Origin of the sequence: Enterococcus durans NBRC 100479 = LMG 10746, assembly GCF_001544215.1 — a bacterium.
Classification (GTDB): Bacteria; Bacillota; Bacilli; order Lactobacillales; family Enterococcaceae; genus Enterococcus_B; species Enterococcus_B durans.
In genome coordinates this window covers 1-26,911 of record NZ_BCQB01000030.1, presented here as the reverse complement: position 1 = coordinate 26,911, position 26,911 = coordinate 1, and the positions used below count along the sequence as shown (strand labels likewise).

The window sequence follows — 26,911 nt, the reverse complement described above, 5'->3', positions numbered from 1 at the left end:
TGGTAGTCTGAAATACGGTTAAATTTGGTTGAGCAGAATTGAGTTATTAATAAGAGAGGATGATGAAAATGCCCCAGACAGATTTTAGAGAAAAAACTGGTCGATTCTATAATGAGATGAATGATGAGAACTATAGTCCAAAAGCCACACAAGAAAAGCTGAATTTTATTGCCGATTCTATTGGCCAGCAACCAACACGAGAAGCCCTGTTATCTCCAACAGGAATACTTTATCTATTAAGTATCTTACAAAATTTAGAATTACCTCCAGAAGGGGGACCAAAACAAGAAAATGCTGTCCAAAAAACCTCAGCAGCGTTTGAAGCAAACACGGTGGTACAAACGAGGCATGAAAGAGAAAAAGTAAGAATTGATTCATTTCTATCAAGTTCTACGGTGAACACGACACGTGTGAATCAGCCTACACCACTGAATCGAACAGAAAAAAGTGACGCCCTACAAGAATCATCATCAGGATCCTCGAGACGTTTTTATATTTTGGCAGAAGAAGTTCATAACTTGAGTTTGGAACTCCATAAGTTAGCCTATGGTATTAAGGAGCTTTCAAATTGTACGACAGAAAAAGAAACTTTTCAGTTAGGTGGAACGATTGAAAAAACTCATTTTAATACGATTTGTCAAACAGCAACTGCTAAATCTAATCAAGTGAATAAACAGGATCCAATTCAATCAAAGGAGATTAAACACTTTTTGTTTTCAAGTTCTTCGGAAAAGAAAAAAGGAACAGCTAATTCTTTTTCAAGTGGAGAGGCAGCTCAAATGTTGAGAAAAAACTTTCAAGCATTCTTTGAAAAAGAATATGCACAGAGCCATAACTCTAACGATAATGTGGTTTCCCAGCAGGCATCTTTTTGGGAAGAACTAACTGAAACGTTTTCTTCTTTTTTTAGTCAATTTGAACAGACAACCTATTCAGAACAACAGGGAGGTGCGCCAGGTGACTCGATTATGGATTGTTTTTTAAGTATGATGATGCGGACTTTTTCGGTTCACTATGAGAACCCGGAGTCAGTGGCTCAACGAACGAAACGAGATGTCAGTTGGCTTATCAATTCACATACCTCAAATCATTCCGAAACCCCAAAATCAACGAAAACGAACCCGTCGGATCCAGAAAATAAACCCTCAACTTCGGAACAAAAGGAGTTTGCTCTGAAAGAAGACGAAGTAGTTTTTTTGTCAAAGATTAGTCAGTTAACTAGTGATCTAGCAACCAGGTTAGATAGCTTTGTTCAAAGAATAATCCCAACCTTTGGTATTGAAGCAAAACCACTTTCCGAGCAAGAGCAATCTTTGATGACGCCAACTGAAGCGATTTTAATGGATGAACAATCTGATAGGCCAACATCTTTGACCGATGACTTTGAGAGAAAACAAGTCGATCAAATGAACGAAACGATTATCACTAAACAATTACTTCCCACACGTTTTCCAGAGCCATTACCGATATTCTTTTATAATAACGAACTTTTTCAGAGGAAAAATGAAACAAGTAACGTAAATAAAAAACTTAAAGAATTTTTCATGAAAGAACAATGTGCGAATGACACTACTCCCGATGTAGAATTACTAGACATTGCTCAAAAATGGATTAGAAATAAAGAGATAGATAAATTGGAAAGAAAACATTTTTTGGCGTACATTATCCTTGAAAATTACGGAATAGAGAACGTGAGGTGGGGAGAATTTATATCTGCCGGTAAACTGCAAGATATCTTTTTACAGTGGAAAACCAATACGTTATTAGAAGATTATACATACAAAGAAATCACTGGTAAGACGAGTCAATATGATTTGTCTAAAACAGACCCCATCTTAGTCACTGCTTTTAATGAATATAAAAAAGAAAGAGATTGCATATTCGCTGAATTTACGAAGGGGGTACCACACACTATTCCTAGCACTCAGATACTCTCCCCTATCTATCATGAGGATAGTTTGTTTCATGCACGTGGAAAAACAGAAGAGGTAAATGAAGAAGTTTGGCACTTTCTTGCTAGTCAAAAATTTTCAAAGGATCTTACATCGTCAAGAGAATTAGTTCAAAAGGTGCAAGAATGGATCTTTGCGGGAAAAAATTATGGAACGATTATAGAAAGACAACATCAAGTTGCTGAGTTAATTTGTAAAGTATATGGGGTGACAACTGAAAATATGTCTCCCACTATGGCACGGCTCTATTTATTGCAATGGGAAGATAACAATGCACAAGTAGGATACAGCTTTAGAGAAGTTGAAAAGGAAAAAGATGGCGAATCCACTAAAGATCAAGCAGCGGAAACAGAGAATCTTGAGAAAAAAATCGCGGATTTTATTCGGGAAAATGACATTGAAGTCCCACAACTAAATAAAAAACTACCTGAACTTGATGAAAAACAAAAAGAGAATCAGCGTATAGAAATTTCTTCTTTGTTAGCTAAAAATGGAATGCCTTACGTGTATTTTGATCCTAAAAGTCTTATTCAAGCGGTCACACAGTGGCTGTTTTTTGGGATAGTAAATTCGGAGCTAGTGCATCTTGTTGAGCTAGATGGAACCAACTCAGAACCATCGAATTCTCTTGGAATTAAGGAAACCAGCCCAGAAGCATTGTATGCTTTTAAAATCAAGCAATTAGCCAATGTGCTCCTTGAAAAGAAGGAAGGAGAAGAAATCTCAGAAGAGCTAGCAAATGACATTGTAGGTGAATGGCTAGCTGATACAACTAAAGAAGAGACCGAATTACAGGAACTTAGAACAAAAGACGAGTTCATACCTAGTGGTGTTACTTCTGTATGGCAAAGCCCAAAATTGCTGGGAAAAGTGGAGGCTTTTTTGCGTCAAGAGAGTTTGTTGCCACCTGGCAGAGCAATAAAAGAAACAGTATTGATTGCCGCAGGGAAATGGCTCATGCCAGAGGATAATAAAAATGTTTTTCACAAAGAAAATCTTCAAGCATTCGTCAAAGTAATAACAAAAGAATTAAATTTTTATGGAGGAAAAGGCGAGGAAATCTCAGATAAAGTTGCCGAAATGATGGTGAGGAAGTGGGTATTTGAGAATATACTCGGAGGATCATTCGAAGAATACTTAGCTAAGCAAATTATGGAAGCACCAGATCCATCCGTGTTTACTGTCTCTCAACTTGAAAGTGATGTTTACGGCGCTTGTTTATCTGACTTTAACCGTAGAATCCCTGTAGATGAGTTTAGGAATCAGCTGATCGAACAGCAACATAATTTTGTTATGCTATGGAAAAATTTAATTCAAACGTCACTATCTGTTGACATTAATCAGCTAGAAAAACAGGATTTGATTTCTCGTTCTGGACTATTTCCACAGATGATAGGTGGAAAACTATTAGAATTTGTAGGGAATCCCAAAGAAATTAATGATTCACAAAAGAGAAGTCTAGGTGCAGCTTTCATGGATAGCGTAGTTGAAAAAAAAGAACTACGTTTCGTTGAGCTACAGGCAATTTTGCTGCCTGCATTGCTTGCAACAGCACAACTAGAACCAGAAGCATTACGTGAAGCTTTCACTAAAGGAAATTATAAAGAAGTGGCCCTCAGTACTTTCTTTGGATACTGGAAAAGAGGTTATTTCAGAGTAGTTGAAGAACAAAAAGCAGTAAATACTTTGTTACAATCCTATCAAAAAGCAGCACTTAATTGGCGCAGCAAAAAAGCTTTAGCAGAAGAAGTGATTCAAGCGTGCTATGATGCCGGTGCACCACTCGTGGGCGATGTAATTCTCCATCCATTGGGCACTCCACCGTTTCACCAAAAAACACGCGAAGAGGCGATCGACTATTATCTAAGTGGAGAAAATCCTTGTCCAACATTGAAGAGGCCGCTCCCTGTTTTGGAAGAAAAATATAAAGAGTTGACAAAAAATGTGGCAGATACTTATTCGCGACTGGATAAGAAGATTATTGAAATAGCACTGCATGCTATGAATTCAACTGAGTCCGAATTTCTTTTTTCGCAAAAGACACAGATTTATGAAGCATCTGCAGAACTTCGAAAAGAAACTGCTACTAGTCGAGGATTTCCTATGTGGAAAAATTTATCATTAAAAGACACCGATTTGTTCATGGCGAAACGTGGTAAGGAAGAACGAGTGTATGGATTGAAAAAGTTGGGAAAGGACTTAGGGTATGCTGTCTATCGAGTAGACAAGGATCCAGAGTTGTACAATAAACATGAGTTTTTTGCGGAGAAGTACGTCTATACGCGTGATCGATTAGAATTTAGTGTGAATAAAGACAGTCAGCTATTTAGCTCTCTGCATAGTCAAGCTCTTAGTGCTCAAGAGATATTTGCCAGAGGCTTAGGCACGCTGCACTATGATAAATTCTATGACCGAATGTATAAAAGTGGAGATGAAAAAACAAGGAGAGAAAAAGGGATTGACATCCTTTTGGGTCTTATTCCTTTTTATGACTGTGTGACAGGAATCATCGAAAAAGATGCAGAAAAGGCGGTTCCAGCCTGTGTGATGGATGTTCTTTTATTGCTTCCAATAGTAGGACAGACGATTGCAATGACTGCAAAATTTGGAACAGGTGTGTTAAGAGAACTTCTAAAAGGAGGGATAAAAGGAGGGATAAAAGGTGTCTTACGAAATAGCAAATATTTTCTCCCTACCCGTGCTGAATTATTAAGTTTGGGGATTGAACTGATTCGATACATCGATCCAGGTATTGAAACTATATATGATATAAGCAAATTGCTGCCCAAATTAACGCACTTGAAATTTAGAGTCCAAAGCACGGAAATAAAGAATCTGGTTACGTCGTTAGAAAAACTAACAAAAGAAACCTCAGTTGCTTCGGGATCCATTGTGAAAGCCCGATTGCCAAAAGGCGGCCCAGAGGTACCAGTGAAACTCATAGATAAACGTCTATATGTACAGGTGATAAATTCAAATGGAGATAAATTCGGTCAATATTACCTATTGAAAAATAAACAGTTAGAAGTTTATAAAGGTCCAGTAAAATTTTCAGAAGATCAGAAAAAATTGATTAATCATGTAGCAGTCAAAATAAATGATGATCTGAATGTGTATGACAGAATAAATGCAAACCCTCAAGCGTATGGTGAAGGGAACGTCAGGACGGTATCCGACTATCCTTATAAACCAGATGAACGCTTGATTCAATTAAACAATCAATGGGTTCCCGTCAAAGAAACGGTGATTGCAGAGCACGGTGTACGTTATGATGTAGAGTTTGAGGGAATCCTGTATCCTGTAAACTTCAACGGTGCCGAGTGGTATTTTGAAGCAGTGACTTCGCCTTTTTTAGGAAAAAAAGTGGGGAACAAAATTGGAAAAAAACTCAGAAATTTCGAAACTCATTCAAAGCCAATCCTGTTTTCGGCACCTGATGAGAGAGGATTAGTGCGAGATGCTTCGGGAAGAACGTATATCAAGATAAAAAAACATTATGTACCGCTCATCTTATTGGATGAGAGAGCAGGACGTTACCATTTGGTGAAAAAAATGCGAACAGTCCCATGATGATTCTAAGATTCCACCCAGAATTCAATCAATTTCGTGTTGAAACAGTCTTGGAGAGAAAAATCTGGGAAGCTGAACTTAAGTTGGAGTATGATAAATTTGAGGCAAATTATCACAGAACTGGAGGACCACAACCAGGAGGATCGCAACCAGGAGGACCGCAACCAGGAGGATCGCAACCAGGAGGATCACAACAAGTAGCCCTGCCACAACTTGATTTGAGTACGCGCTTCAGTTTTATACAGGAGATAGACAAACTTCCTATTGGTCCAGATAGATCAGATATGTGGAATGCCGTAAGACAAGCATCTGTAATGCCTCCATCAAATCAAATGCCTCTAAGTCAAATAATGATACAAAGATTGTTGGTTCCAATGGATCTAACGGTACAACCTCAGAAATTGACTAATTTTATTCCAAATAGACCTAATGAGGTTCTGGCCTCCTCTTTGGAAAACGAGATTTATCTAAAGACAAGCATGATGAAGAATGATCTGAATCCCCACTTACTTCACTTCCTAACCAGCCTAAGCTCGATTTTCAAGTAATCAAGGGAGTCGATAAAAGGAACTCACCTGATTTTCTCAAAGATTTTCAAGTAGATATTAAAAAGGGAGTTGATAAGGGAAGACGCGCATTTTTATATCTAAAAGATCGATGCCAACAATTGGCGAGTGTCCCCAATATTTCAGCTACCAAAGAAGGGCAATATTTGGCACAAATGTTCACAATAGAACATGCAATAGATAAAAATCAGATACTAAAAGAGATTAATCAAAGATTGCTATCAATAGCAGAAAGAGGGGAACGAATCCTTCAAGCAACAATAGATACTGGCTTTGAAAATATTTGGATTGCATCTACTGATTTGGGTTTGAATCAAAATACAGGGAGATACGAAACACGATTAGTAAAAAAAGTGGGAGTTTATGCATTCGTGATGCCGACTGACCCACAAGCTAGAATGGTCTTTCTGGCCGATACTTTTCATTTGCCACCTGATCCAGTTATTGAGAGAAAAAGGGATCTATTCGAAGTAATTCTACATGAATCGACACATCTTGGTGCACGTACGGGTGATATAGCGCTAGCCCCGAGTCCACGGAAAGGTTATGAAATAAGTGGTAAGGAGCTGTTAGATGATTATCATAAAAAATTTCCTCAAATAGTAAAATCTCCGGCCTTTCATAATTTTGTCGATCGATTAGCAGAACAGCAAAATTTGCCGAATTTATCGCCACAGGCAGTTGAGGGAGCTTTGATTTTCGATGATATGTTACGAGTGAATTTTCACATGGAAGACGCGGAAATGATAGCAGTTATCATCAGAGATCTTGCCGAACAAAGAAATTTTGACTTTAAAAAAAGGGTAACAAGAAATCTTGATGAGCAACCATTAGCAGACCAACTAGCAACGATATTTAAAAATTACGCCTTGTCTTCTCTTTTTAATTTAGATCAATATCACTTAAGTCCTCACTTGAATCGAACACAAGAACAAGAGAATATAAAAAATAGTGCTGATCCTCATGAGAAAATGGAAGCAGAAAAGGAAAAAGATAAAAATACACCAAATGTGAAAAGAGAAGAAGAGAAGTATATTAAAGGCTATAGCAACAGGAATAGAAAAAAGCAATGCTAGAAGATCAGTGAATAGAAAAAGTTCGAAAATTGGGGAGCTAGCAATAAATTAGGGATAAATAGACAGTCGTTTTCTGATTCAAACTGCAGAAGTTTCACCTAAAAATAAGTGTTTCGAGCGCTATTAGATATATAAAATAGGAAAGTGTAATCAAGAGATTCGACAAACATGCGAACTTGAAATAGATAGTTGCAACAGCCATTTTTAAGACGAGTTACATTATGGAATTCAGTAAGGCTTAACGAAGAGACAACGAAAACATCCGTCAGTTATACATGGTAAAGAATGTGGGATAAAACTAAAAATCAGTTTTGCTACAGACTCTCGAATAAACGAAAGGCCAAAAGTCAGGTTTTTCGTAAAATTTCAAAAAAAAACGAGCAATACAAAAAGCGTATTGTTCGTTTTTCGTTCCAATTTCTCAAATCAAAACAACTTTTGTCCCACTCCCATTCTTTTTGAAGAAGGGGGAAGAATAGTAGATTTTTATTCTGAAAATAAACAATCAGCTCCTTGATTCATTAGGAGTGTCTGGAACTGTAGTAGGATTCTTGATAAAAGGGATCATCATGATGCCGACGTCGTTCAGACTGACGGTATTTCTTTTCATCCCACAACATGAACCACAAAGCAAACAACGGAACAAACACTAAAAGTGCTGGTCGAATACCAAAGTTACCAATAACAATACCTAAGAATAATACCATTAATACCAAGCCAAGACGTCTCATTGATTTCATGATTTCTCACCTCATTATTTTATGCGAACAAAAGTTCGTATTTATAGTATACGAACTTTTGTTCGATTTGTAAAGAGGAAAGTTGAAAAAATGAGCTACACCTTTTTACGGCACAGCTCATTGCTTTTATCTATTTCGAAAATTCATAGCATTCTAGTAAATATGACTGCGGTAAAGACCTACTACGCGGCCGAGAATGGACACTTGATCCAAAATGATCGGTTCTAACAAATCATTTTCTGGCTGTAGTCGGAAGTGGTCTTTTTCCTTGTAGAATCGTTTGCATGTTGCTTCATCTTCTGCTGTCATGGCAATGACGATATCACCGTTTTGTGCAGTTTCTTGTTTACGGACGATTACGTTGTCTCCGTCTAAAATACCTGCATTGATCATACTTTCGCCACGGATCGTTAACATGAACAAACTTCCTTCTTCAGAAGAAAGATTAGGCGGTACAGGGAAAAAATCCGAAGCATCTTCGACTGCTAAAATCGGCTCCCCGGCAGTAACCACCCCAAGTACGGGAATCGTGGAAGGTCGAACCCCGATTTTTGCCAATCCTTGTTTTGTCAATTCGATTGCACGAGGTTTTGTTGGGTCTCTTTGGATAAAGCCTTTTTTTTCAAGCCTTGCTAAATGGCCATGTACAGTAGAGGTAGAAGAAAGCTGAACGGCTTCCCCGATCTCTCTTACAGTTGGTGGGTAACCTTTTCGAGACACTTGTTCATGGATATATCGTAAGACTTCGATTTGTCTGGTTTCAGTTTGTCGGGCCACAAGGTACACCTTCTTTCAATTAATAACTAAATCATATCATATAAAAGGTCTTGTTTCAAACAAATGTTCGTATTTATATTAGTTTATCTAGTTGTTTTTTTTCCGTTTTTTATATAATATGAAGTAGAGTAAAAGGAGGTCTCCATATGCTATCACCCGAAAAGATCGAGCGAATCAACGAATTGGCTCGGATAAAGAAAGAAAAAGGCTTATCAGAAGCGGAAAAAAAAGAACAATTAGAGTTAAGAGAAGAGTATTTAAATGCCTTTCGCTTGGGAATGAGACATCATATTGAAGGAATGAAAATCGTCGATCCTGAAGGAAATGATGTCACACCAGATAAATTAAAAGAAATCCAGAAGAAAAAAGGCTTACACAACCGGGAAAACAACTTTTAGTAAAAAATACTAAAAATCATTGCTTTTTCTAGTGGTATCTTATAAAATGGTATGTGAGTAATAAAGGTAAAAAAAACCTAAATTAATAGGAGGGGTTATTTTGTTTGACAAAATCGACCAACTTGGCGTAAACACGATTCGTACATTAAGTATTGAAGCAGTTCAAAAGGCAAATTCTGGACATCCGGGGCTACCAATGGGGGCAGCACCAATGGCGTATGCACTATGGACAAAACATTTGAAAGTAAATCCGACTACTTCTAAAAACTGGGCGGATCGTGATCGATTCGTATTATCAGCTGGTCATGGTTCTGCGATGTTGTATAGCTTATTGCATCTAGCTGGTTATCAAGTTTCAATTGATGATTTAAAACAATTTCGTCAATGGGATTCAAAAACACCAGGACATCCTGAAGTGAACCATACAGACGGTGTCGAAGCAACTACTGGTCCATTAGGTCAAGGTATTGCGATGGCTGTAGGGATGGCAATGGCAGAAGCGCACTTAGCAGCAACATATAACAGAGAAAACTTCAACATCGTGGACCATCACACCTACGCTATCTGTGGTGACGGCGATTTGATGGAGGGCGTTTCTCAAGAAGCTAGCTCAATGGCTGGTCACATGAAACTAGGAAAATTGATTGTTTTGTATGATTCAAATGATATTTCTTTAGATGGTCCAACGTCAAAAGCCTTCACGGAAAATGTAGGGGCTCGCTATGAAGCATATGGCTGGCAACATATTTTAGTCAAAGATGGCAATGATCTTGAAGCAATCTCTAAAGCAATCGAAGCTGCTAAAGCAGAGACAGACAAACCGACATTGATCGAAGTAAAAACAGTGATCGGGTATGGATCACCGAAAGAAGGTACTTCAGCAGTTCACGGAGCGCCAATCGGTGATGAAGGAATCAAGATGGCAAAAGGCGTCTATGGTTGGGAATATCCAGACTTTACAGTTCCTGAAGAAGTAGCTGCTCGTTTCCACCAAACCATGGTGGAAGAAGGCCAAAAAGCAGAAGCTGCTTGGCATGAAATGTTCAAGAACTATAAACATGCTTACCCTGAATTAGCTCAACAATTTGAAGATGCGTTTGCTGGGAAGTTGCCTGAAAACTGGGATGCTGACTTACCATCTTATGATGAAGGTAGCAGTCAAGCAAGTCGTGTATCAAGTAAAGAAGTGATCCAAGAGCTTTCTAAAGCAGTACCAAGCTTCTGGGGCGGTTCTGCTGATCTATCTGGTTCAAACAATACGATGGTCGCAGCAGACAAAGATTTCACTCCTGAACACTATGAAGGACGTAACATCTGGTTTGGTGTACGTGAATTTGCAATGGCGTCAGCGATGAATGGTATCCAATTACATGGAGGCACACGTATCTATGGTGGTACATTCTTCGTATTCGTTGATTACTTGCGTCCAGCCGTTCGTTTAGCAGCTATCCAAAATACACCGGTAATTTATGTGTTGACACATGATTCAGTTGCTGTTGGTGAAGATGGACCAACCCACGAACCAATCGAACAATTGGCATCTGTAAGATGTATGCCAGGGGTTCACGTGATTCGCCCAGCTGATGGAAATGAAACTCGTGCAGCTTGGAAAGTCGCAATGGAATCAACGGATACACCAACGATCTTAGTATTGAGTCGCCAAAACTTACCTGTACTTCCAACGACAAAAGAAGTTGCGGATACAATGGTGAAAAAAGGTGCATACGTGTTATCACCAGCAAAAGGAGAAACCCCTGAAGGTATCTTGATTGCTACTGGTTCTGAAGTAGATTTGGCTGTAAAAGCACAAAAAGAACTTGCTGAAGCTGGCAAAGATGTCTCTGTTGTTTCAATGCCAAGTTTTGATCTTTTTGAAAAACAATCAGCGGAATACAAAGAAAGTGTCTTGCCAAAAAATGTCAAGAAACGCGTAGCAATTGAAGCTGCTGCTCCCTTTGGTTGGGAACGTTATGTCGGCACAGAAGGAACAACGATCACGATCGATCATTTTGGTGCATCTGCTCCAGGAAATAAAATTCTTGAAGAATTTGGCTTCACTGTTGAAAATGTTGTTCGTACATTTGAACAATTATAAAAAATACTGTCATATATTTGGCTCAAAAATAATCCGTGTTTGAATCCTCTATTTTCTAATGTGTTTTAGAATGATGAGTTGACGTCCAAACACTGAGAAAAAACTATCGACCGAGATTCTGCACAAATCCTCGGTCGATAGTTTTGTGTTCATAAGGAAAGAGTCATCAATGTAGTTGTTCTTATGTGCGAGTAGATGATCAGCAAGGGTGGATCGTGTGAGAATTAAGAAATGGTGAAAACAGTGTGATTGGAGACGGCAAAAAACAAGAAAACTTTGTTCGTCAAGGGAGCCGAATACTAGAAAACTTGACAAATGCTTCAAATTAGATTAAGTTATTTCTTATCGCATCAACAGAAGGTGTTCGGTATTCTGTTTTCCGATCGATTTTATATTACGGATTATTTCGCTAATGTTACTTAAAGATTACAAAAAGTAAATTTATTAAGATTAGTTTGAGTTTCCTGAAATTTAAAAGTATAATTTAATTAATTAAGTTTGTTTAAAGATAGAAAATTTTATTTAGAGTTTTTTATTTTTTTGAGGAGGAATTCGAATGCAAGAGCTGAAAACCCGCAGTGCCCGACACCAGAAAAGTAAAAGAACTTTGGTGATTAATAAAAAGGCAATTGCTCCTTTAGTAGGAACAACATTGCTCGTTGGGCCAATGATGGTTACAGCAGCACCACAACATGTACGTGCAGACGAACAAGCGCCGCAAAATACAACTGATCCTCAAGCGTTTATCAATCAAATTGGTTGGTCTGCTTCAGAAGTGGCTGCAAGTAATGACTTGTACGCTTCTGTAATGATAGCCCAAGCATTATTGGAAAGTGCTTATGGAACTTCAGGATTATCCAGTGCTTCGAATTATAATCTATTCGGTGTAAAAGGTAGTTATGGTGGGCAGGTTGTTTATATGGCTACGCAAGAATATATTGATGGACAATGGGTAACGATGAATGAACCTTTCCGCAAATATTCTTCTTATTGGGAGTCTTTCCAAGATCACGCGAATGTTTTACGTTCGACTAGTTTTTCAACTGGCGATTATCATTATTCTGGCGTATGGAAAAGCAATACGACTAGTTTCTATGATGCGACTGCCTATTTGACAGGTAGATACGCGACTGATCCTGATTATGGTACAAAATTGAACTCATTGATTAATACGTATAATTTAACTCGTTTTGATACACCATCTACCGGATCAACATCGTCTTCAACAAGTACTACAACGACAACAAGTACAACCAAAACGACGACAACGAGTAGCAAATCAACTGCATCTTCTGGTGGTACTTATACGGTCGTTTCAGGAGATACTTTATGGGATATCGCCCAAAAGTACGGAATGTCTGTTGACGATCTAATGGCCAAAAATGGAATGTCGATGTCCAACTATTCTTTACTAGTCGGTCAAGAGTTGAATGTGTAGCTTTACTTATTATTCATAAGCAAAGAAATGTCTAAAATGATATTTCTTTGCTTTTTTGTATTATAATAGGAAAGACGAATTATTCGCCAGAAGCTTCTGATTTGTATTATGATAAAGAAGAAGACGAGATGAGGAGGAATATACACATGACACAATTATATCATTCAATTACAGAGTTGATTGGGAGAACCCCGATCGTCAAGCTAAACCACTTGGTTCCTGAAGGGTCAGCGGAAGTTTATGTGAAACTTGAATTTTTTAATCCTGGCGGCAGTGTAAAAGACCGGATCGCATTAAGTATGATTGAAAAAGCAGAACAAGATGGAATACTGAAACCTGGAGATACGATCATTGAACCAACCTCAGGTAATACTGGTATTGGTTTAGCCATGGTAGGGGTAGCTAAAGGGTATAAAGTGATTATTGTCATGCCTGAAACGATGAGTATGGAACGTCGGTTATTGATGAAGGGCTATGGAGCAGAATTGATTTTGACTCCAGGATCAGAAGCAATCAGTGGGTCGATCAAAGAAGCAAAACGCTTAGCAGAAGAACACGGCTATTTCATGCCACTTCAATTTGAAAATCCAGCGAATCCAGCGATCCATGAAAAAACAACAGGACATGAAATCCAAGAAGCTTTTGGCGTCAATGGACTAGATGCGTTTGTAGCTGGGATCGGTACAGGTGGAACAATCACTGGGGCAGGTAGAGAGTTAAAACGAGTATATCCATCAATTGAAATCGTTGGAGTCGAACCTGCTGAATCTGCTATCTTAGAAGGGAAAGCAGCGGGACCACATAAAATCCAAGGAATCGGTACAGGTTTTGTTCCTGGTACACTAGATACCTCTGTTTATGATAAGGTAGTTGGCATCAAAGGTGACGAAGCAATGGAGACTGCGAGACGTGTTGGGAAAGAAGAAGGCATTTTAGTCGGGATTTCTTCTGGAGCAGCAATTGCAGCGGCACTCAAAGAAGCTGCACTTTTAGGAAAAGGCAAAAAAGTATTGGCTATCGTTCCTGATAATGGAGAACGTTATTTGTCTACACCGTTGTATCAAGAACTTTAATAAAAAAGATAGTTGATGATAAATAAGTGTTTAGGATAAAATAATAGAGTCAAAGGCGTAAAAAGAGGGATTCATTCTTGATTTACGCCTTTTTTCGCAATATTTTAATTATTTTGAAATTTCTTTTCACGAAAGTAGATTTTAAAAAATAAAAATAGTATGATAAGACGAGAATAACAACTTTGGGGTGTTTAAAAAATGGAGAACAAAATAGTCGAAGAAGCAATTGGTAAGTTAAAAAAAGAAAATATACGAATTACACCTCAGCGGTACGCGGTGCTAGAATACCTGATCGAACATCATTCTCATCCAACAGCCGATGAGATTTATCGAGCTCTGGAGCATCGTTTTCCAAATATGAGTGTCGCAACGGTATATAACAATTTGAGATTGTTTACCTCAATCGGGTTCGTACAAGAGATGAAATATGGGGATGCATCTAGTCGATTCGATTTCAGTTCAAAACGTCATTATCATGTCATTTGTGAAAACTGCGGGAAAATCGTGGATTTCCATTATCCTGGCTTGGAAGATATCGAAATGGCGGCAAGTCGCTTAACTGACTTCGAAATCAAAGAACATCGTTTAGAATTATATGGTCTTTGCCCAGAATGCAAGGGGAAGTAGTTTTGGGTTGCTTAGGACAGTAAACAAATATGGATGAACCAAGTTAAAAAAGCTAGTTTGACAAAAAAGTCACTAGCTTTTTTTATTTTTTTCTTAATCATTCACAAACTAAAGGACAATTGTGTGTTTATTCACATAAGCAGAGCTATTAAATCGGTGTTTATCTAAAAGAATGCTTGCAATACAACAAGCTTATCTTTGTGAATTCACAAGCATTAAACTGTTGTATCCGTTTTATTTTTGATATAGTGAAGTTTGTCAAAGGACAAAACGTTAATCGGAGGGATTCACATATGAAAGTTGTAGTAATTGGCTGCACACATGCAGGAACAGCAGCCGTAAAAAGTATCTTAAAAAATCATCCAGAAGCAGATGTTACGGTATATGAGCGAAATGACAATGTTTCATTTTTATCCTGTGGGATCGCATTATATGTTGGTGGTGTAGTAAAAGACCCAGCCGGTTTATTCTATTCTAATCCTGAAGAGCTTCATTCTTTAGGGGCAACTGTAAAAATGGAACATGATGTCACTGATGTAGATACTGAAAATAAAAAAGTGACAGCGAAAGATTTGAATACGGGAGAAGTTGAAACCGTTTCTTACGATAAATTAGTCATGACTACAGGTTCATGGCCAATCATTCCACCAATCAAAGGAATCGAATCAGAAAACATTCTGTTATGTAAAAATTATAATCAAGCGAATGAGATCATTGCCAAGGCTGAAGAAGCAAAACGCGTAGTGATCGTAGGTGGAGGCTACATCGGGATCGAATTGGTCGAAGCATTTGTTGAATCAGGTAAACAAGTGACATTGATCGATGGACTTGATCGTATTCTTAACAAATACCTTGATAAACCATTCACAGATATCCTTGAAAAAGAACTTGTCGATCGAGGTGTCACATTAGCCTTGGGAGAAAATGTTTCTGAATTTATTGCAGATGACAACGGCAAAGTAAAACAAGTTGCAACACCAAAAGAAACATTTGATGCAGATATGGTTATTCTATGTGTTGGGTTTAGACCGAATACTACTCTGATCAAGGGTAAAGTAGATACATTGCCAAATGGTGCCATTAAAGTGAACGAGTACATGCAAACGAGTGACCCAGATATTTTTGCGGCTGGAGACTCTGCGGTAGTGAATTACAATCCAAGTGGAACACAAAACTATATTCCTCTTGCTACGAATGCAGTACGTCAAGGTTTGCTTGTAGGAAATAATCTAACGGAACATAAAATGGCCTATCGTGGTACACAAGGTACGTCTGGACTTTATTTATTTGGGTGGACGATTGGTTCAACAGGTGTGACAAAAGAAAGTGCACCTATGAATAATCTTTATGTAGAAGCAACTATCTTTGAAGACAATTATCGTCCTGAGTTTATGCCAACGACTGAAAAAGTCATGATGGAATTAGTTTATGAAAAAGGAACGAACCGTATCGTTGGCGCTCAATTTATGTCTAAATACGATATTACGCAATCTGCGAATACGATGTCGTTAGCTGTTCAAAATAAAATGACCGTCGAAGATCTAGCACTTTCTGACTTTTTCTTCCAACCACATTTTGATCGCCCTTGGAACTACTTGAACTTATTAGCTCAAGCAGCTCTTGGCGAAATTGAAACAGCACAATAGTTAGAAGGCACCTGTGTATTTTTTCGTTTTAGTTAATGATGAAGGGAGGCTGGGACAGAAGTGTTTAACTCCGAGAAATAAGAAGAAATTAACGAAAATTGCTTTTCAAATTTTTGTGAATTTCGGCTTATTTAAGAAGGAGTTGCTTCTGCTCCCACCGCTTATTCGTTTTTAAAGCATGAGATAAAAGTGTTTCTTACTTTTGTCCCATGCTCTTCTTTTTTTAAAATCAGGGGAGTGTGACGAATTAGTTGTTTTCTAAAGGATTTTCTGCCAAAATAAGTAGAGAAAGACAACTCATGGATAAACGAACATGGATCGTCAAGAATGATTGATGGGGAGGAATAGTAAGATGGAAAAAGAATATTTTGTACAACAAGAGGCATTTATGGAGGATTATCAACAATTAGCGGCGCAAAAAGATGTGACGATTGAGTCGCTAGCGGATAAGATAATCAACCAATTGAATCAGACACAAGAAGATTATTATGAGATGCCTGCAGAAGAAGCAAAGGATGGCGTATCTCACCGCTTCCCATTTTCTCGCCGTATCTATTCAGATGAAAATGATGGAACGTTGAACACAGAATATACTTACGAAGGCGAACCCTATATTTTACAAACGGAAGATGATTTTTAAAAATAATGCTTTTAGCTATAGCTAAGCTAGGGAATCGATTGACCTGTCTATTTCAAAAAAACTTTTGAAATAGACAGGTCAATTTTTATAGAAACCGGAACACCAAATCCATTTTATTTATTCCGAAAAGTGAAAAGGTGCGAAATAAAAGCAAAAAAATAAACCAAATTACCCAAGGGGATGGTCACTTGCTTCATTTAATTTTTTTACGTATACTGAGAATGAAGCGGAGGAAAAACCATGTTGAACTTAGAAAATTATTTAAAATCAGGTCAAACGATCATATCGAATTTATTGCTAAAAAATTATCATCGGATTGGACTCCAGTCAGAAGAATTTTTATTTATATTGCAGATACACATGGCACAGCTAGAAGGTGATTCATTTCCAGATCTGCAGATGATTGCTCTAAACATGGGTGTCAAGCAAGACCGTATTTATCAACTATTGAATCGATTAGTCAGCAATGGCTTTATAAATATCAAAACAGAAACGATCGATGGTAAGAAAGTGGATCGCTATGACCTTTATCCGATATATGATGTTCTGGGAGATTTTTTGGAAAAACAAAGCCGTAAACTAGAAGATATGAGTCAGGAGAAAGAAGTCCAGTCTGTCTACCAGATGTTTGAACAAGAGTTTGGGCGGCCTCTGTCTGCGATTGAATTTCAGCGGATCGGTCAATGGCTTGAAGAAGATCATTACCAACCAGAGATCATCAAACTAGCATTACGTGAAGCTGTCTTGAACCAGGCATACAGTTTCAATTATGTAGATCGGATTTTGTTGTCTTGGGAGCGTAAAAATCTCAAGACAAAACAGCAAGTAGAGGAAGATCAAAAAAGAAGAAAGCAACAGCTTTTGCAAAAAGAAGTGGACTCATCAAATCAACAAGAAGAGGAGCTTCCCAAAGTATCATTGAAAAACTGGTTGGAGGACTAATATGTTAAGTAAGCAGAAAACCATGGAAGCAATTGAAAAAATGTATCAGATGTTTCCTGAGGCTCATGGTGAATTACAACATAACAACCCTTATGAATTACTGATAGCAGTCATCTTGAGTGCCCAAGCCACTGATGTTTCTGTAAATAAAGCAACTCCTGCCCTGTTTGAGGCATTTCCTACGCCTGAAGACTTAGCGGCTGCTTCGGTTGAAGAAATCATTCCTAAAATCAAGACGATCGGCCTTTATCGAAACAAAGCAAAAAATATCAAAGCATGCGCACAACAACTGATCGAAAACTTTGGCGGTCAAGTGCCAACTACTAGAGAAGCATTGGTATCATTGCCTGGAGTAGGGCGGAAAACAGCCAATGTTGTCCTTGGGGATGCATTCGGTATCCCAGCGATTGCTGTCGATACACATGTCGAACGAGTGTCAAAACGTCTGAGAATCTGTAAATTGAACGCTTCGGTACTAGAAGTAGAAGAAACGCTCATGAGAAAAATACCAGAAGACTTGTGGGTGAAAACACACCATACCTTGATTTTTTTTGGCAGGTATCATTGTACGGCAAGAAACCCGCGTTGTGAAGTATGTCCGCTACTGGATATGTGCCAAGAAGGTAAAAATAGGATGAAGTTGCATAATAAAGCTAAGTCATGAAGATCGAACGATAAAAATCGAAGGAATGTGGGGCAAATCTAACAATCAGGTTTGCTACAGACTCTCGAATAAACGGCGGGAGCAGAAGCAACTCCTTCGGAAATAAGCCGAAATTCACAAAAATTTGAAAAGCAATTTTCGTTCATTTCTTCTTATTTCTCGGAGTTAAACACTTCTGTCCCAGCCTTTCTCAAATAAACGTCGTCCAAAAGTCAATTTTTTCGGGAATATCAAAAAACGAGTGTGGGACAAAAGTAAGAAACACTTTTGTCTCGACCTCGTTCGATTTGTATAAACGGTAGCAACAGACTTATTGAAACCATGTTGTCTGCTTACCTTATATGTAGAGCAAAATCCAGGGATTCGCATTGTTTTTTGCGAATCCCTGGATTTTATTAAGCATATCATCCAGCTGAACTGCCACTAGCTTGTGATTCATTCGCATTACTTGACGGCGTCGTTGGCTCAGAGGACTCTTGTGGTGCCGATGAGCTAGATGCCGGCGGAGTGCTGCTTGATGATGAAGGTGCAGTACTTGATGATGTTTCACTACTACTTGATGACTCAGAACTCTGACTAGATGTCGTGCTTTCTGTTGAACTTTGAGTCGTAGTACTTTCAGTAGTAGAAGATGTTGAACTTTCTGGTATTGTAACAGTCGAAGATGGAACTGTACTTGACGGTGTGGTTCTTCTTTGCGTATTGTTCACTTGATCTCGATAGTATAACTCGCCACCATAGCGAACAAGTCCACTTGGCATTTCCCAATCTTCATTTGTCACATTTGCCGATACATATTTCATCAATTCTCTATAAACATCTGAAGCTACATGAGAAGATTCGGATGTTACAGGCGTTAGCTTCTCGTTGTATCCAGTCCAAACAGAAATCGCATAATTTGGTGTGTAGCCGGCAAATAAAATATCAGGATACACGCCACTCGAAAGACCTATTTTTGCATATTCCTCATCGGTATAGTTAGATGTCCCAGTTTTTCCAGCTTGGAAAAGTCCAGGGATGAGTGCATTCGATCCAGTTCCTTGTGTGATCGTATCTTTTAGGATATCAGTGACCATATAGGCAGTTTCTGGTGACATGGCAGTTTTTCCTTCAGGTTCATACGTTTGTTCAGTGCCATCTTGGAAGACGATCTTATTGACATATTGTGGTTTATAATAGGTTCCGCCGTTGGCAAAAGCAGCGTAGGCAGCAGCCATTTTCAGTGATGATGCACCATATTTTGTCCCATCTTGTTTTTCTGTGTTACTTGAGATTGCATTTGACTGATGGATCGTACTGTACTCGATGCCCAGATCCTTCAAGAATGAGCTTACTTTATCAGAGCCGACTTCATTAAATAGTTTTACGGCAGGGACGTTTCTAGAAAGATATAATGCTTGTCTTAATGTGATCGTACCTAGATAGCTGTTATCCCAGTTACCAACAGGAGTCGAAGTTCCTTCGTAGTTATAAGGAGCGTCAGTAATCATTTTTCCAGTTGAGTATTTTAAATACTCGAATGCAGGGCCGTAATCAGTGACAGGTTTCATTGTAGAACCGAAATCACGTGAAGTATTCACTGCTAGATTCATTCCTAGAGTCACGTCATCTGCAACATGGCGACCACCGATCTGTGCTTTCACTTCTCCGGTCTTGGTATCGATCAGTGTCGATGCAACTTGCATTTTGTCGTCCGGGTAATTGACGTATTCATCCGTATTCACAATGTTATAAAGTTGTTTTTGTGCATCTAAATCTAAATTCGTATAGATATCTAGACCGTCAGTATAGACATTCTTATCTGTTTTTTCTTGGACCTCATTAATGACTTCTTTTACGTAGTTATCAACGATTTTTGAATTATCTGCCTCTTTTTTCAATTCTTGGAGACCTTCATTTATCGGTGTATTGACCGCATTGTCATAATCGGTTTGAGAAATCTTGTCATTTTGCAACATCGTGTACAAAACAGTATCACGACGCTTCTTTGCTTGTTCAGGATACTGATAAGGGTCATAGGCAGATGGTGCTTGCGGCATTCCAGCCAATAATGCAGTTTGTGGTAAAGATAAATCGCCTAGCTTCTTACCAAAATACATCTCTGAGGCAGTTTCCATGCCGTATAGTCCATTTGACATATATACTTTGTTCACATAATAAGTCAATATTTCTTGTTTTGATTTTTTCTGTTCTAACCTCACAGCCATCCAAGCTTCTTGTGCTTTTCTTTTTAATGTTTGGTCAGAAGCGTTTGTCGAGAAGTAAGAAAGTTTGATCAATTGTTGTGTCAAAGTACTTCCTCCTTGCAGTCCGCCAGAAGTAAAGTTTGAGACAGCAGAACCAATGATCCGTACAGGGTCGATCCCGATATGTTTATAAAATCTTCGGTCTTCGACAGAAACGATTGCATTTTCTAGCGTCTTTGGTAATTCATTTGCAGAAATCTTTTCGCGTTTTTCTGCACCTAGGTCTTCGAACAGTTCACCATCTTGGGTATAAAGTTTAGAAGAGACGGTGGCATCTAACGCCTTGTCAGTCAATGCAGGTGCATCCTTTGCGTAGAACCAGAAAAGTCCGACTCCCGCTAAAAATGCTACGCATGCTAGTGACAGCACGATCAGAAAGATTCGTGCAATCAGGCTTTTCGTATTTTTCCTAGGTTTTTTTCCAGACTTCTTCGGTCCTTTTTTAGAAGAAGGGGTACTGCTACGTCTGGAAGTTCTAGTTTGTTCATTGGCCATTCTTGTGTTCTCCTTCAATAGTTAGTGTTGAGAGATACTGATCGACTGCATCTAAATAAGGGATACGTGGCGAAAAGCCAGTTTGGATCTCGATCCCCAAATTTTCTATCAAAGAGAGCGGCAGAGATTTCCTACCGTTTTCCTTTTGAGCATGCCAATAGTCGATCAGGTGTGTACTATTTAAATAAAAGCAGCGCTTCAAAGATGAAAACCATAATAAGACAAAACAAATCCCATTTTGTTGCAGACAAGCTTCCATATGGCTGATTTGATGCGCATGAAAGTTTTTAAATGGAAAAGAAGTTTTATTCTTCGTTTCTTTTGCTTCAAAATCCAAATAGAAACCTCGATATACACCGTTATAATCTGTTGTGGAAGCTTGGGTGAAATATGCTTCCTTAATAACAGCGGCGCTACGTCGAGGATAATCTACTTTAACGATTTGTATTGGTGTTGGTTTTTTATGGATAACAGCTATTTGGCGTGCAAGGTAATACTCATTACTTTCGTTGATTGCTTCTTCAAAACGCATACCTCGGTTGCCGAATTCTATCGGTGCTTTTCTTTTTTCTTGAATTTTCTCTTCTAAAGAGGCATTCTTATGGTATGGTTGGCCATTCGGATAGCGTAAAACCATTTTAATCACACTCCTAGGCCATATTATAGCAAAAAAGGAGAGAGAAAGAAAAGGAAACTGAGATGGATAGTGTAAAAGTCATTTACTTTTCGGGATATCGGAGTTTTGAACTTGGTGTATTTAAAGAAAATGATCCCAAAGTAGCAGTTATTAAAAAAGTCTTAAAAAGAGAGATCCAGCAATTAGCAGAAGAAGGATTGGAATGGATCATTGTAAGTGGGAACCTTGGTGTGGAATTGTGGGCAACGGAGATCGTAGCAGAATTGAAACTTGATTACCCCGAGTTGCATCTAGGGATCATTTATCCTTTCATGGCATTCGGTAGCAATTGGAATGAAAACAATCAAGAAAAGAAAAGACTAGCAGAACAACTTTCTGACTATGTTGAAGCTGTAAGTCATCAGCCCTACCAGTCGCCAAATCAATTAAGAAATCACACCCGTTTTCTCCTTGAACACACAGATGGTTGTCTATTGATTTATGACGAAGAATTTCCTGGGAAAACCCAGTATTTTTTAAGGGATGCAGAAAAATATCAAGAAGAACATCCCTATGAAATTCGTTTGATCAGTATGGACGATTTACAAAATTTCAGTGAATAAATGAGATAGTGTTTGATTTATCAATATTTTTCCGATACAATGAGAAAGTAGAAATGTTATTATGTAAATGAGAACTAGAGGTGTAAATATGACGAACTTGGTTTATAGTCCTAAAGACATTTTACAACAAGAATTTAAAACAAAAATGCGTGGATATGACCCCATTGAAGTCGATGAATTCTTAGACAATATTATCAAAGATTATGAAACTTACAGCAAAGAACTCCTTGCTTTACAAGAAGAAAACGATAAGTTGAGCGCAAAAATCGCTCAATTATCAAAAACTCAAGGAGCTGCTCCAACACGGGTGCAACAAACTGAAACACCTAAGAGCACAGCAGTAACGAATTTCGATATCTTGAAACGTTTGTCAAATCTTGAACGTGAAGTTTTTGGAAAAAAATTGGATCAACAAGCAGCAGTAAAAGTTTCCCAACCAAATCCAAATAACTACACAAATGTAAGTGATGACGATGATAATGAAAAAACTCGTCAATTCTAACAAATGAACGATCTTTGCGGTTTTCGGGTAATCGCGGTCTGACTTGATCAGGCTGAGGAAAGTCCATGCTCGCACAGACTGTGATGTCTGTAGTGTTCGTGCTTAGCGAAAAAATAAGCTAAGGTACTCTTTCGGGAGTAACGGCAGGAAAACGAGCTAAGGTCATATGACTATGCTTTAGTATCCTTGAAAGTGCCACAGTGACGAAGCGAATAGGGAAACTTATTCGGTGGAACGCGGTAAACCCCTCGAGCGAGCAACCCAAACAACGGTAGGGGCGCTTTTTGTCGGGGAATTAAGAACGAGACAAAAGGGCAGGTTAACTGCAGATAGATGGTTACCACGTTCTCCTTTCTTCCCTGAAAAGGAGGACGTACAAAACATGGCTTACAGAAAACCGCAATAAAACAGGGAATACCTTCCAACCATGTTGTGAAGGTTTTTTTAACATTTGAGATTAAACTTTCGTTTTGATTTTTCAAAAGCTGGACGAATCGTTCAGCTTTTCTTATAAATAAGGAGAATGATATGGACATTAATAGAGAATTTAATCTTGTGGCGACGGCTGCAAGCGGCCTAGAAGCATTGGTCGGAAAAGAGTTACGTGATTTGGGAATCGAGTGCGAAGTCGAAAATGGGAGAGCCAGATTCAAAGGAACGATGGAAACGATCGCGACAGCCAATTTGTGGTTGAGAACTGCGGATAGAGTAAAAATCGTTGTTGGTGAGTTTGATGCGTTTACTTTTGATGAATTGTTCGAGAATGTGAAAGCTTTACCATGGGAAGACTTTCTTCCACTAGATGCCGAATTCCCAGTGGCGGGCAAATCGATCAAATCGAAGCTTTACAGTACCCCCGATTGTCAGGCAATCACTAAGAAAGCCATCGTTGATCGTCTACGTACGTACTATCATCGACCAGCTTCAGTGCCATTAACGGAAACAGGTGCGCATTTTCAATTAGAGGTTGCGTTGTTGAAAGACCATGTGATGATTACTTTAGATACGACTGGACCAAGCTTGTTTAAAAGAGGCTATCGTTTGGAAAAAGGTGGCGCGCCGTTAAAAGAAAATATGGCAGCTGCCCTAGTGATGCTGACGAATTGGAGAAAAGACCGTCCATTTTATGATCCCGTTTGTGGTTCTGGAACGATTTGTATCGAAGCAGCTTTGATCGGTCACAATATCGCACCTGGATTCAACCGAGAATTTGCCTGTGAATCATGGGATTGGTTCAGCAACGAAGTGATGAAAAATGTACGAGCTGCAGCAGAAGAAAAAGCAGATTATGACATCGAACTAGATATCACTGGCTCAGATATCAATGGCCGAATGATCGAAATTGCTCAGGCAAATGCTGAAGAGATCGGTTTAGGGGATTCAATTACCTTCAAACAGCGAGCAGTGAAGGATTTCAAGACTGAAAAAGAATATGGCGTGATCGTTGCAAATCCTCCGTACGGGGAACGTCTTGGAGAAGAAGAAACAGTTAGACGTTTGTATGAAGAAATGGGCGATGTTTTCCGACCACTCAAAACATGGAGCAAGTATATTTTGACAAGTGATCTTGCCTTTGAAGAATATTACGGACAAAAAGCAACAAAAAAGCGTAAATTATATAATGGTGCTTTGCGTACGGATCTATTTCAATATTGGGGAACGCGTCCTCCAAGAAAAAGTAAAGAAGCGTAAAAAATAAAAATGGATGTTTGGAGGAATTAGTAATGAAGGAAAAGGAATTGCTACAAGAACTAAAAGAAATCAATCTACTGCAACAAGCCTTAGGGATTTTGGATTGGGATATCCAAACAGGGATGCCTGAAAAGGCAAGTAATGAGCGAAGTGAAGTAAATAGCTATCTCTATAGTATTTATTTCTCAAAAAAAATCGGTCCTAAAATCAAAGAAGCCATTCATTACTTTTCTGAACATCCTGATGAATTGTCTGAAACAGGAAAAGTCATCTTTGAAAAAGTGAAAGAAGACTATGAGTTAGAATATAAAGTGCCAGAAGAACTGATGACGGCATTAACTGCTGCAACTTCTAGCGCTCAAGTTCAATGGCAAAAATCTCGTGAATCGAAAAAATTTACGGATTTCCAACCAGCGCTAACAAAGAATATCGAATTGACAAAAGAATTGATTCCTTATTGGAAAAAAGACGAAGCAACGGACTATGACGTTTTGTTGAATCAATATGAACCAGGGATGACCGTTGAGATCTTAGATCGGGTATTTGATCAGTTAAAAGCGGGAATCCTCAAGATTCGTCAAACCATAAACGAAAAAGGACAAGAACCACGAACGAATTTCCTTACGCGTAAAATGACAAAGGCACAACAAGAAAAATTCGTAGTCGGTGTCATTGAGCAATTAGGCTATGATTTTTCAAGAGGCCGTTTAGATGATACGATCCATCCTTTTATGCTTGGTATCAATCATAATGATGCACGGATCACTACACGTTGGAATGAGCATGATTTCAAAATGGCAGTTTTTGGTGTGATCCACGAAGCTGGTCATGGGATGTATGAACAGGATATCGATGAAAAATATGCATATACGCCAATTTATCAAGGTACTTCTATGGGAATCCACGAGTCACAATCCCTTTTCAATGAAATCATTATTGGAAGCAACCGCAATTTCTGGGAGAAACAGTATCCATTTTTCCAAGAATGTGCAGAAGGTACATTTGATGATATCTCCTTTGATGATTTTTACCGATCATTGAAAAAAACACAATCTAGTTTAATACGGATCGAAGCAGATAGCTTAACTTATCCGTTGCATATCATTATTCGTTATGAAATCGAGAAAATGATCTTTAATGAAGGGGTAGCCATTGAAGAATTACCAGAAATTTGGAATGATAAATATGAAGAATATCTGGGTGTTCGTCCTGAAAATGATGTAGAGGGTATCTTACAGGATGTCCATTGGTCAGGGGCTAGTTTTGGCTACTTCCCATCTTATGCATTAGGCTATATGTATGCAGCACAATTGCTACATGCAATGGAAAAAGAACAATCAATTGATGAAATCTTAGCTTCAGATGATTATTCACCGATCAAAGAATGGATGAAAGAGCATATCCATCAATACGGTGCGTCACGTAAACCAACTCAATTGATCCAGGATGCTACAAATGAAGGATTGAATCCTCAATATTTGATCGATTACATGGAAAAAATTTATTTTTCTGTCTACCAAGTCGATTAAAAACAAGGAGAAGTATCGTTTATGGAAAAACTAGCTCAAATTGCTGAATATAGTATGAATCAGTTGGCAAATGATCAGACGGGTCATGGAAGTGACCACACGAAACGGGTGGTCAAGTTAGCTAAAAAGATCCTAGTGACTGAACCTCAAGCTGATCCATTTATCACGCTTGCTTCTGCTTATCTGCATGATACGATCGATGATAAAGTTGTTCAAGATGAACAAGTGGCGAAACAAGAATTAAAACATTTTCTAATAGCAATCGATTTAAAAAAAGAAACGATTGATGCAATTTTCTTCATCATTGAAAATATGTCTTTTTCAAAAGGGATATCTGAACAGGCGCCAGTGCTATCACTAGAAGGTCAAATCGTTCAGGATGCAGATCGGATCGAGGCATTAGGAGCGATCGGCATTTTGCGAACAGCCTATTTTGGTGGAGGACATGGCCACCCGATTTTTGATCCAAAAATCCAGCCGACAAATTATACCAATAAAGCCGACTACCGTAAGGGATCAACTGTTATCAATCACTTTTACGAAAAGCTCTTCTTATTACCAGATTTGATGAATACAGCATATGGCAAAGAAGAAGCGAAGCGCCGAGAACGTTTTATGCGTGATTTCTTAGTCGAATTTTTTAATGAGTGGGGCATTGATGATCCGGATTTTACACCGGATAATTGGGTAAAAAAGTCATACTGATGAAGAGCATGTCAAAAAAAGCCGAAACAAACCTCGGCTTTCAACTTTGTTTTTAGAATTATCTTGCTGGTTGCCAGTATAATTGTGAAAGCTATTTGAATCTTGGACAACGATGCTGATACACAAGAAACAAGATGGATTTTACGGACACGACATTTCAAATGGTTGAGTATTTTTTTCAAACGAGTGTCTCTGTTCCCACCGTTTATTCGGATTTAGAGTCTGTGGCAAAACTGATTTTTAGTTTTGTCCCACGCTCTCTTTTTTTTGAAATTTCCGAAAAAACTGACTTTTGGCGG

Annotated in this window: 21 protein-coding genes, 1 other RNA gene and 1 pseudogene; 18 read left to right on the top strand and 5 right to left on the bottom strand. The window is 38.5% G+C overall.

The genetic code is table 11. The annotated features are described in order from the left end of the window. The first annotated feature begins 68 nt into the window (after window positions 1–68). The 3 genes from ED2_RS09445 to ED2_RS09440 all read left to right on the top strand — a co-directional run bounded on the left by ED2_RS09445 (window position 69) and on the right by ED2_RS09440 (window position 7,164). A complete protein-coding gene (locus ED2_RS09445; RefSeq protein WP_232103823.1) occupies window positions 69–5,522 on the top strand; it encodes a QWxxN domain in 5,454 nt (1,817 codons plus the stop codon). Then, window positions 5,519–6,070, top strand: coding sequence for a hypothetical protein (locus ED2_RS16065; protein WP_232103824.1), 552 nt, complete (start codon window positions 5,519–5,521; stop codon window positions 6,068–6,070). Before ED2_RS09445 ends, ED2_RS16065 begins: the two co-directional genes overlap by 4 nt. 173 nt (window positions 6,071–6,243) lie before the next feature. Beyond that, window positions 6,244–7,164 carry a hypothetical protein gene (locus ED2_RS09440; RefSeq protein WP_227645017.1) on the top strand — a complete coding sequence of 307 codons (921 nt, stop codon included), beginning with the start codon at window positions 6,244–6,246 and terminating at the stop codon, window positions 7,162–7,164. A gap of 521 nt (window positions 7,165–7,685) precedes the next feature. Here ED2_RS09440 and ED2_RS09435 read toward each other — a convergent pair. Both ED2_RS09435 and lexA read right to left on the bottom strand, forming a co-directional pair. Next, a complete protein-coding gene (locus ED2_RS09435) occupies window positions 7,686–7,904 on the bottom strand; it encodes a hypothetical protein (RefSeq protein ID WP_005875860.1) in 219 nt (72 codons plus the stop codon). 153 nt (window positions 7,905–8,057) lie between these two features. Beyond that, window positions 8,058–8,681 carry a transcriptional repressor LexA gene (gene lexA / locus ED2_RS09430; RefSeq protein WP_005875859.1) on the bottom strand — a complete coding sequence of 208 codons (624 nt, stop codon included), beginning with the start codon at window positions 8,679–8,681 and terminating at the stop codon, window positions 8,058–8,060. Between the two features lie 146 nt (window positions 8,682–8,827). Here lexA and ED2_RS09425 point away from each other — a divergent pair, with 146 nt between their 5' ends. From ED2_RS09425 to nth, 9 genes are all read left to right on the top strand, one after another. Then, complete coding sequence (locus tag ED2_RS09425) at window positions 8,828–9,079, top strand: DUF896 family protein (RefSeq protein WP_016176716.1); 252 nt, start codon at window positions 8,828–8,830, stop codon at window positions 9,077–9,079. Window positions 9,080–9,179: 100 nt separating this feature from the next. Continuing rightward, a complete protein-coding gene (tkt, locus tag ED2_RS09420) occupies window positions 9,180–11,174 on the top strand; it encodes a transketolase (protein WP_005875855.1) in 1,995 nt (664 codons plus the stop codon). A gap of 556 nt (window positions 11,175–11,730) precedes the next feature. Further along, window positions 11,731–12,612, top strand: coding sequence for a glucosaminidase domain-containing protein (locus tag ED2_RS09415; RefSeq protein WP_016176714.1), 882 nt, complete (start codon window positions 11,731–11,733; stop codon window positions 12,610–12,612). Window positions 12,613–12,758: 146 nt separating this feature from the next. Continuing rightward, window positions 12,759–13,685 carry a cysteine synthase A gene (cysK, locus tag ED2_RS09410; RefSeq protein WP_005875851.1) on the top strand — a complete coding sequence of 309 codons (927 nt, stop codon included), beginning with the start codon at window positions 12,759–12,761 and terminating at the stop codon, window positions 13,683–13,685. A gap of 198 nt (window positions 13,686–13,883) precedes the next feature. Next, entirely contained in the window at window positions 13,884–14,312 is a 429-nt protein-coding gene (locus ED2_RS09405) for a Fur family transcriptional regulator (RefSeq protein ID WP_005875849.1), read from the top strand. 293 nt (window positions 14,313–14,605) lie between these two features. Further along, window positions 14,606–15,958, top strand: a complete 1,353-nt coding sequence (locus ED2_RS09400; RefSeq protein ID WP_060789773.1) for an NADH oxidase — start codon at window positions 14,606–14,608, stop codon at window positions 15,956–15,958. A 352-nt stretch (window positions 15,959–16,310) separates the two neighbouring features. Then, the gene (locus tag ED2_RS09395; protein ID WP_005875845.1) at window positions 16,311–16,598 is read left to right on the top strand and encodes a DUF5960 family protein; all 288 of its coding nucleotides are present in this window, start codon (window positions 16,311–16,313) and stop codon (window positions 16,596–16,598) included. Between the two features lie 240 nt (window positions 16,599–16,838). Further along, window positions 16,839–17,540 (top strand): DnaD domain protein, encoded by a 702-nt coding sequence (locus ED2_RS09390; RefSeq protein ID WP_005875843.1) that lies wholly within the window; start codon window positions 16,839–16,841, stop codon window positions 17,538–17,540. A gap of 1 nt (window position 17,541) precedes the next feature. Next, window positions 17,542–18,204: an endonuclease III gene (gene nth, locus ED2_RS09385; protein WP_005875840.1), complete on the top strand. Its 663-nt coding sequence runs from the start codon at window positions 17,542–17,544 to the stop codon at window positions 18,202–18,204. A gap of 64 nt (window positions 18,205–18,268) precedes the next feature. On the opposite strand, the pseudogene ED2_RS16395 reads toward nth, so the two are convergent. From ED2_RS16395 to recU, 3 genes and pseudogenes are all read right to left on the bottom strand, one after another. Further along, window positions 18,269–18,388 (bottom strand): annotated as a pseudogene (locus tag ED2_RS16395) (DUF3788 family protein); the annotation flags it as partial. A gap of 220 nt (window positions 18,389–18,608) precedes the next feature. Then, complete coding sequence (locus ED2_RS09380; protein ID WP_005875838.1) at window positions 18,609–20,945, bottom strand: PBP1A family penicillin-binding protein; 2,337 nt, start codon at window positions 20,943–20,945, stop codon at window positions 18,609–18,611. Beyond that, window positions 20,935–21,582, bottom strand: coding sequence for a Holliday junction resolvase RecU (gene recU, locus ED2_RS09375; RefSeq protein WP_016176713.1), 648 nt, complete (start codon window positions 21,580–21,582; stop codon window positions 20,935–20,937). Before recU ends, ED2_RS09380 begins: the two co-directional genes overlap by 11 nt. A 62-nt stretch (window positions 21,583–21,644) precedes the next feature. Between recU and ED2_RS09370 the strand changes: the two genes are divergently transcribed. The 6 genes from ED2_RS09370 (at window position 21,645) to ED2_RS09345 (ending at window position 26,612) form a co-directional block, all read left to right on the top strand. Further along, a complete protein-coding gene (locus ED2_RS09370) occupies window positions 21,645–22,184 on the top strand; it encodes an SLOG family protein (protein ID WP_005875834.1) in 540 nt (179 codons plus the stop codon). A gap of 88 nt (window positions 22,185–22,272) precedes the next feature. Beyond that, window positions 22,273–22,686, top strand: coding sequence for a cell division regulator GpsB (gene gpsB, locus ED2_RS09365; RefSeq protein ID WP_005875832.1), 414 nt, complete (start codon window positions 22,273–22,275; stop codon window positions 22,684–22,686). Window positions 22,687–22,705: 19 nt separating this feature from the next. Further along, window positions 22,706–23,081, top strand: an RNA gene (gene rnpB / locus ED2_RS09360) — RNase P RNA component class B. Between the two features lie 133 nt (window positions 23,082–23,214). Next, complete coding sequence (locus tag ED2_RS09355) at window positions 23,215–24,378, top strand: THUMP domain-containing class I SAM-dependent RNA methyltransferase (protein ID WP_005875830.1); 1,164 nt, start codon at window positions 23,215–23,217, stop codon at window positions 24,376–24,378. A 32-nt stretch (window positions 24,379–24,410) separates the two neighbouring features. Next, on the top strand, window positions 24,411–25,907 hold the full coding sequence (locus tag ED2_RS09350) for a carboxypeptidase M32 (RefSeq protein ID WP_005875828.1): 1,497 nt from the start codon (window positions 24,411–24,413) through the stop codon (window positions 25,905–25,907). A 21-nt stretch (window positions 25,908–25,928) separates the two neighbouring features. Then, window positions 25,929–26,612, top strand: coding sequence for an HD domain-containing protein (locus ED2_RS09345; protein WP_005875826.1), 684 nt, complete (start codon window positions 25,929–25,931; stop codon window positions 26,610–26,612). Window positions 26,613–26,911: the final 299 nt, after the last annotated feature.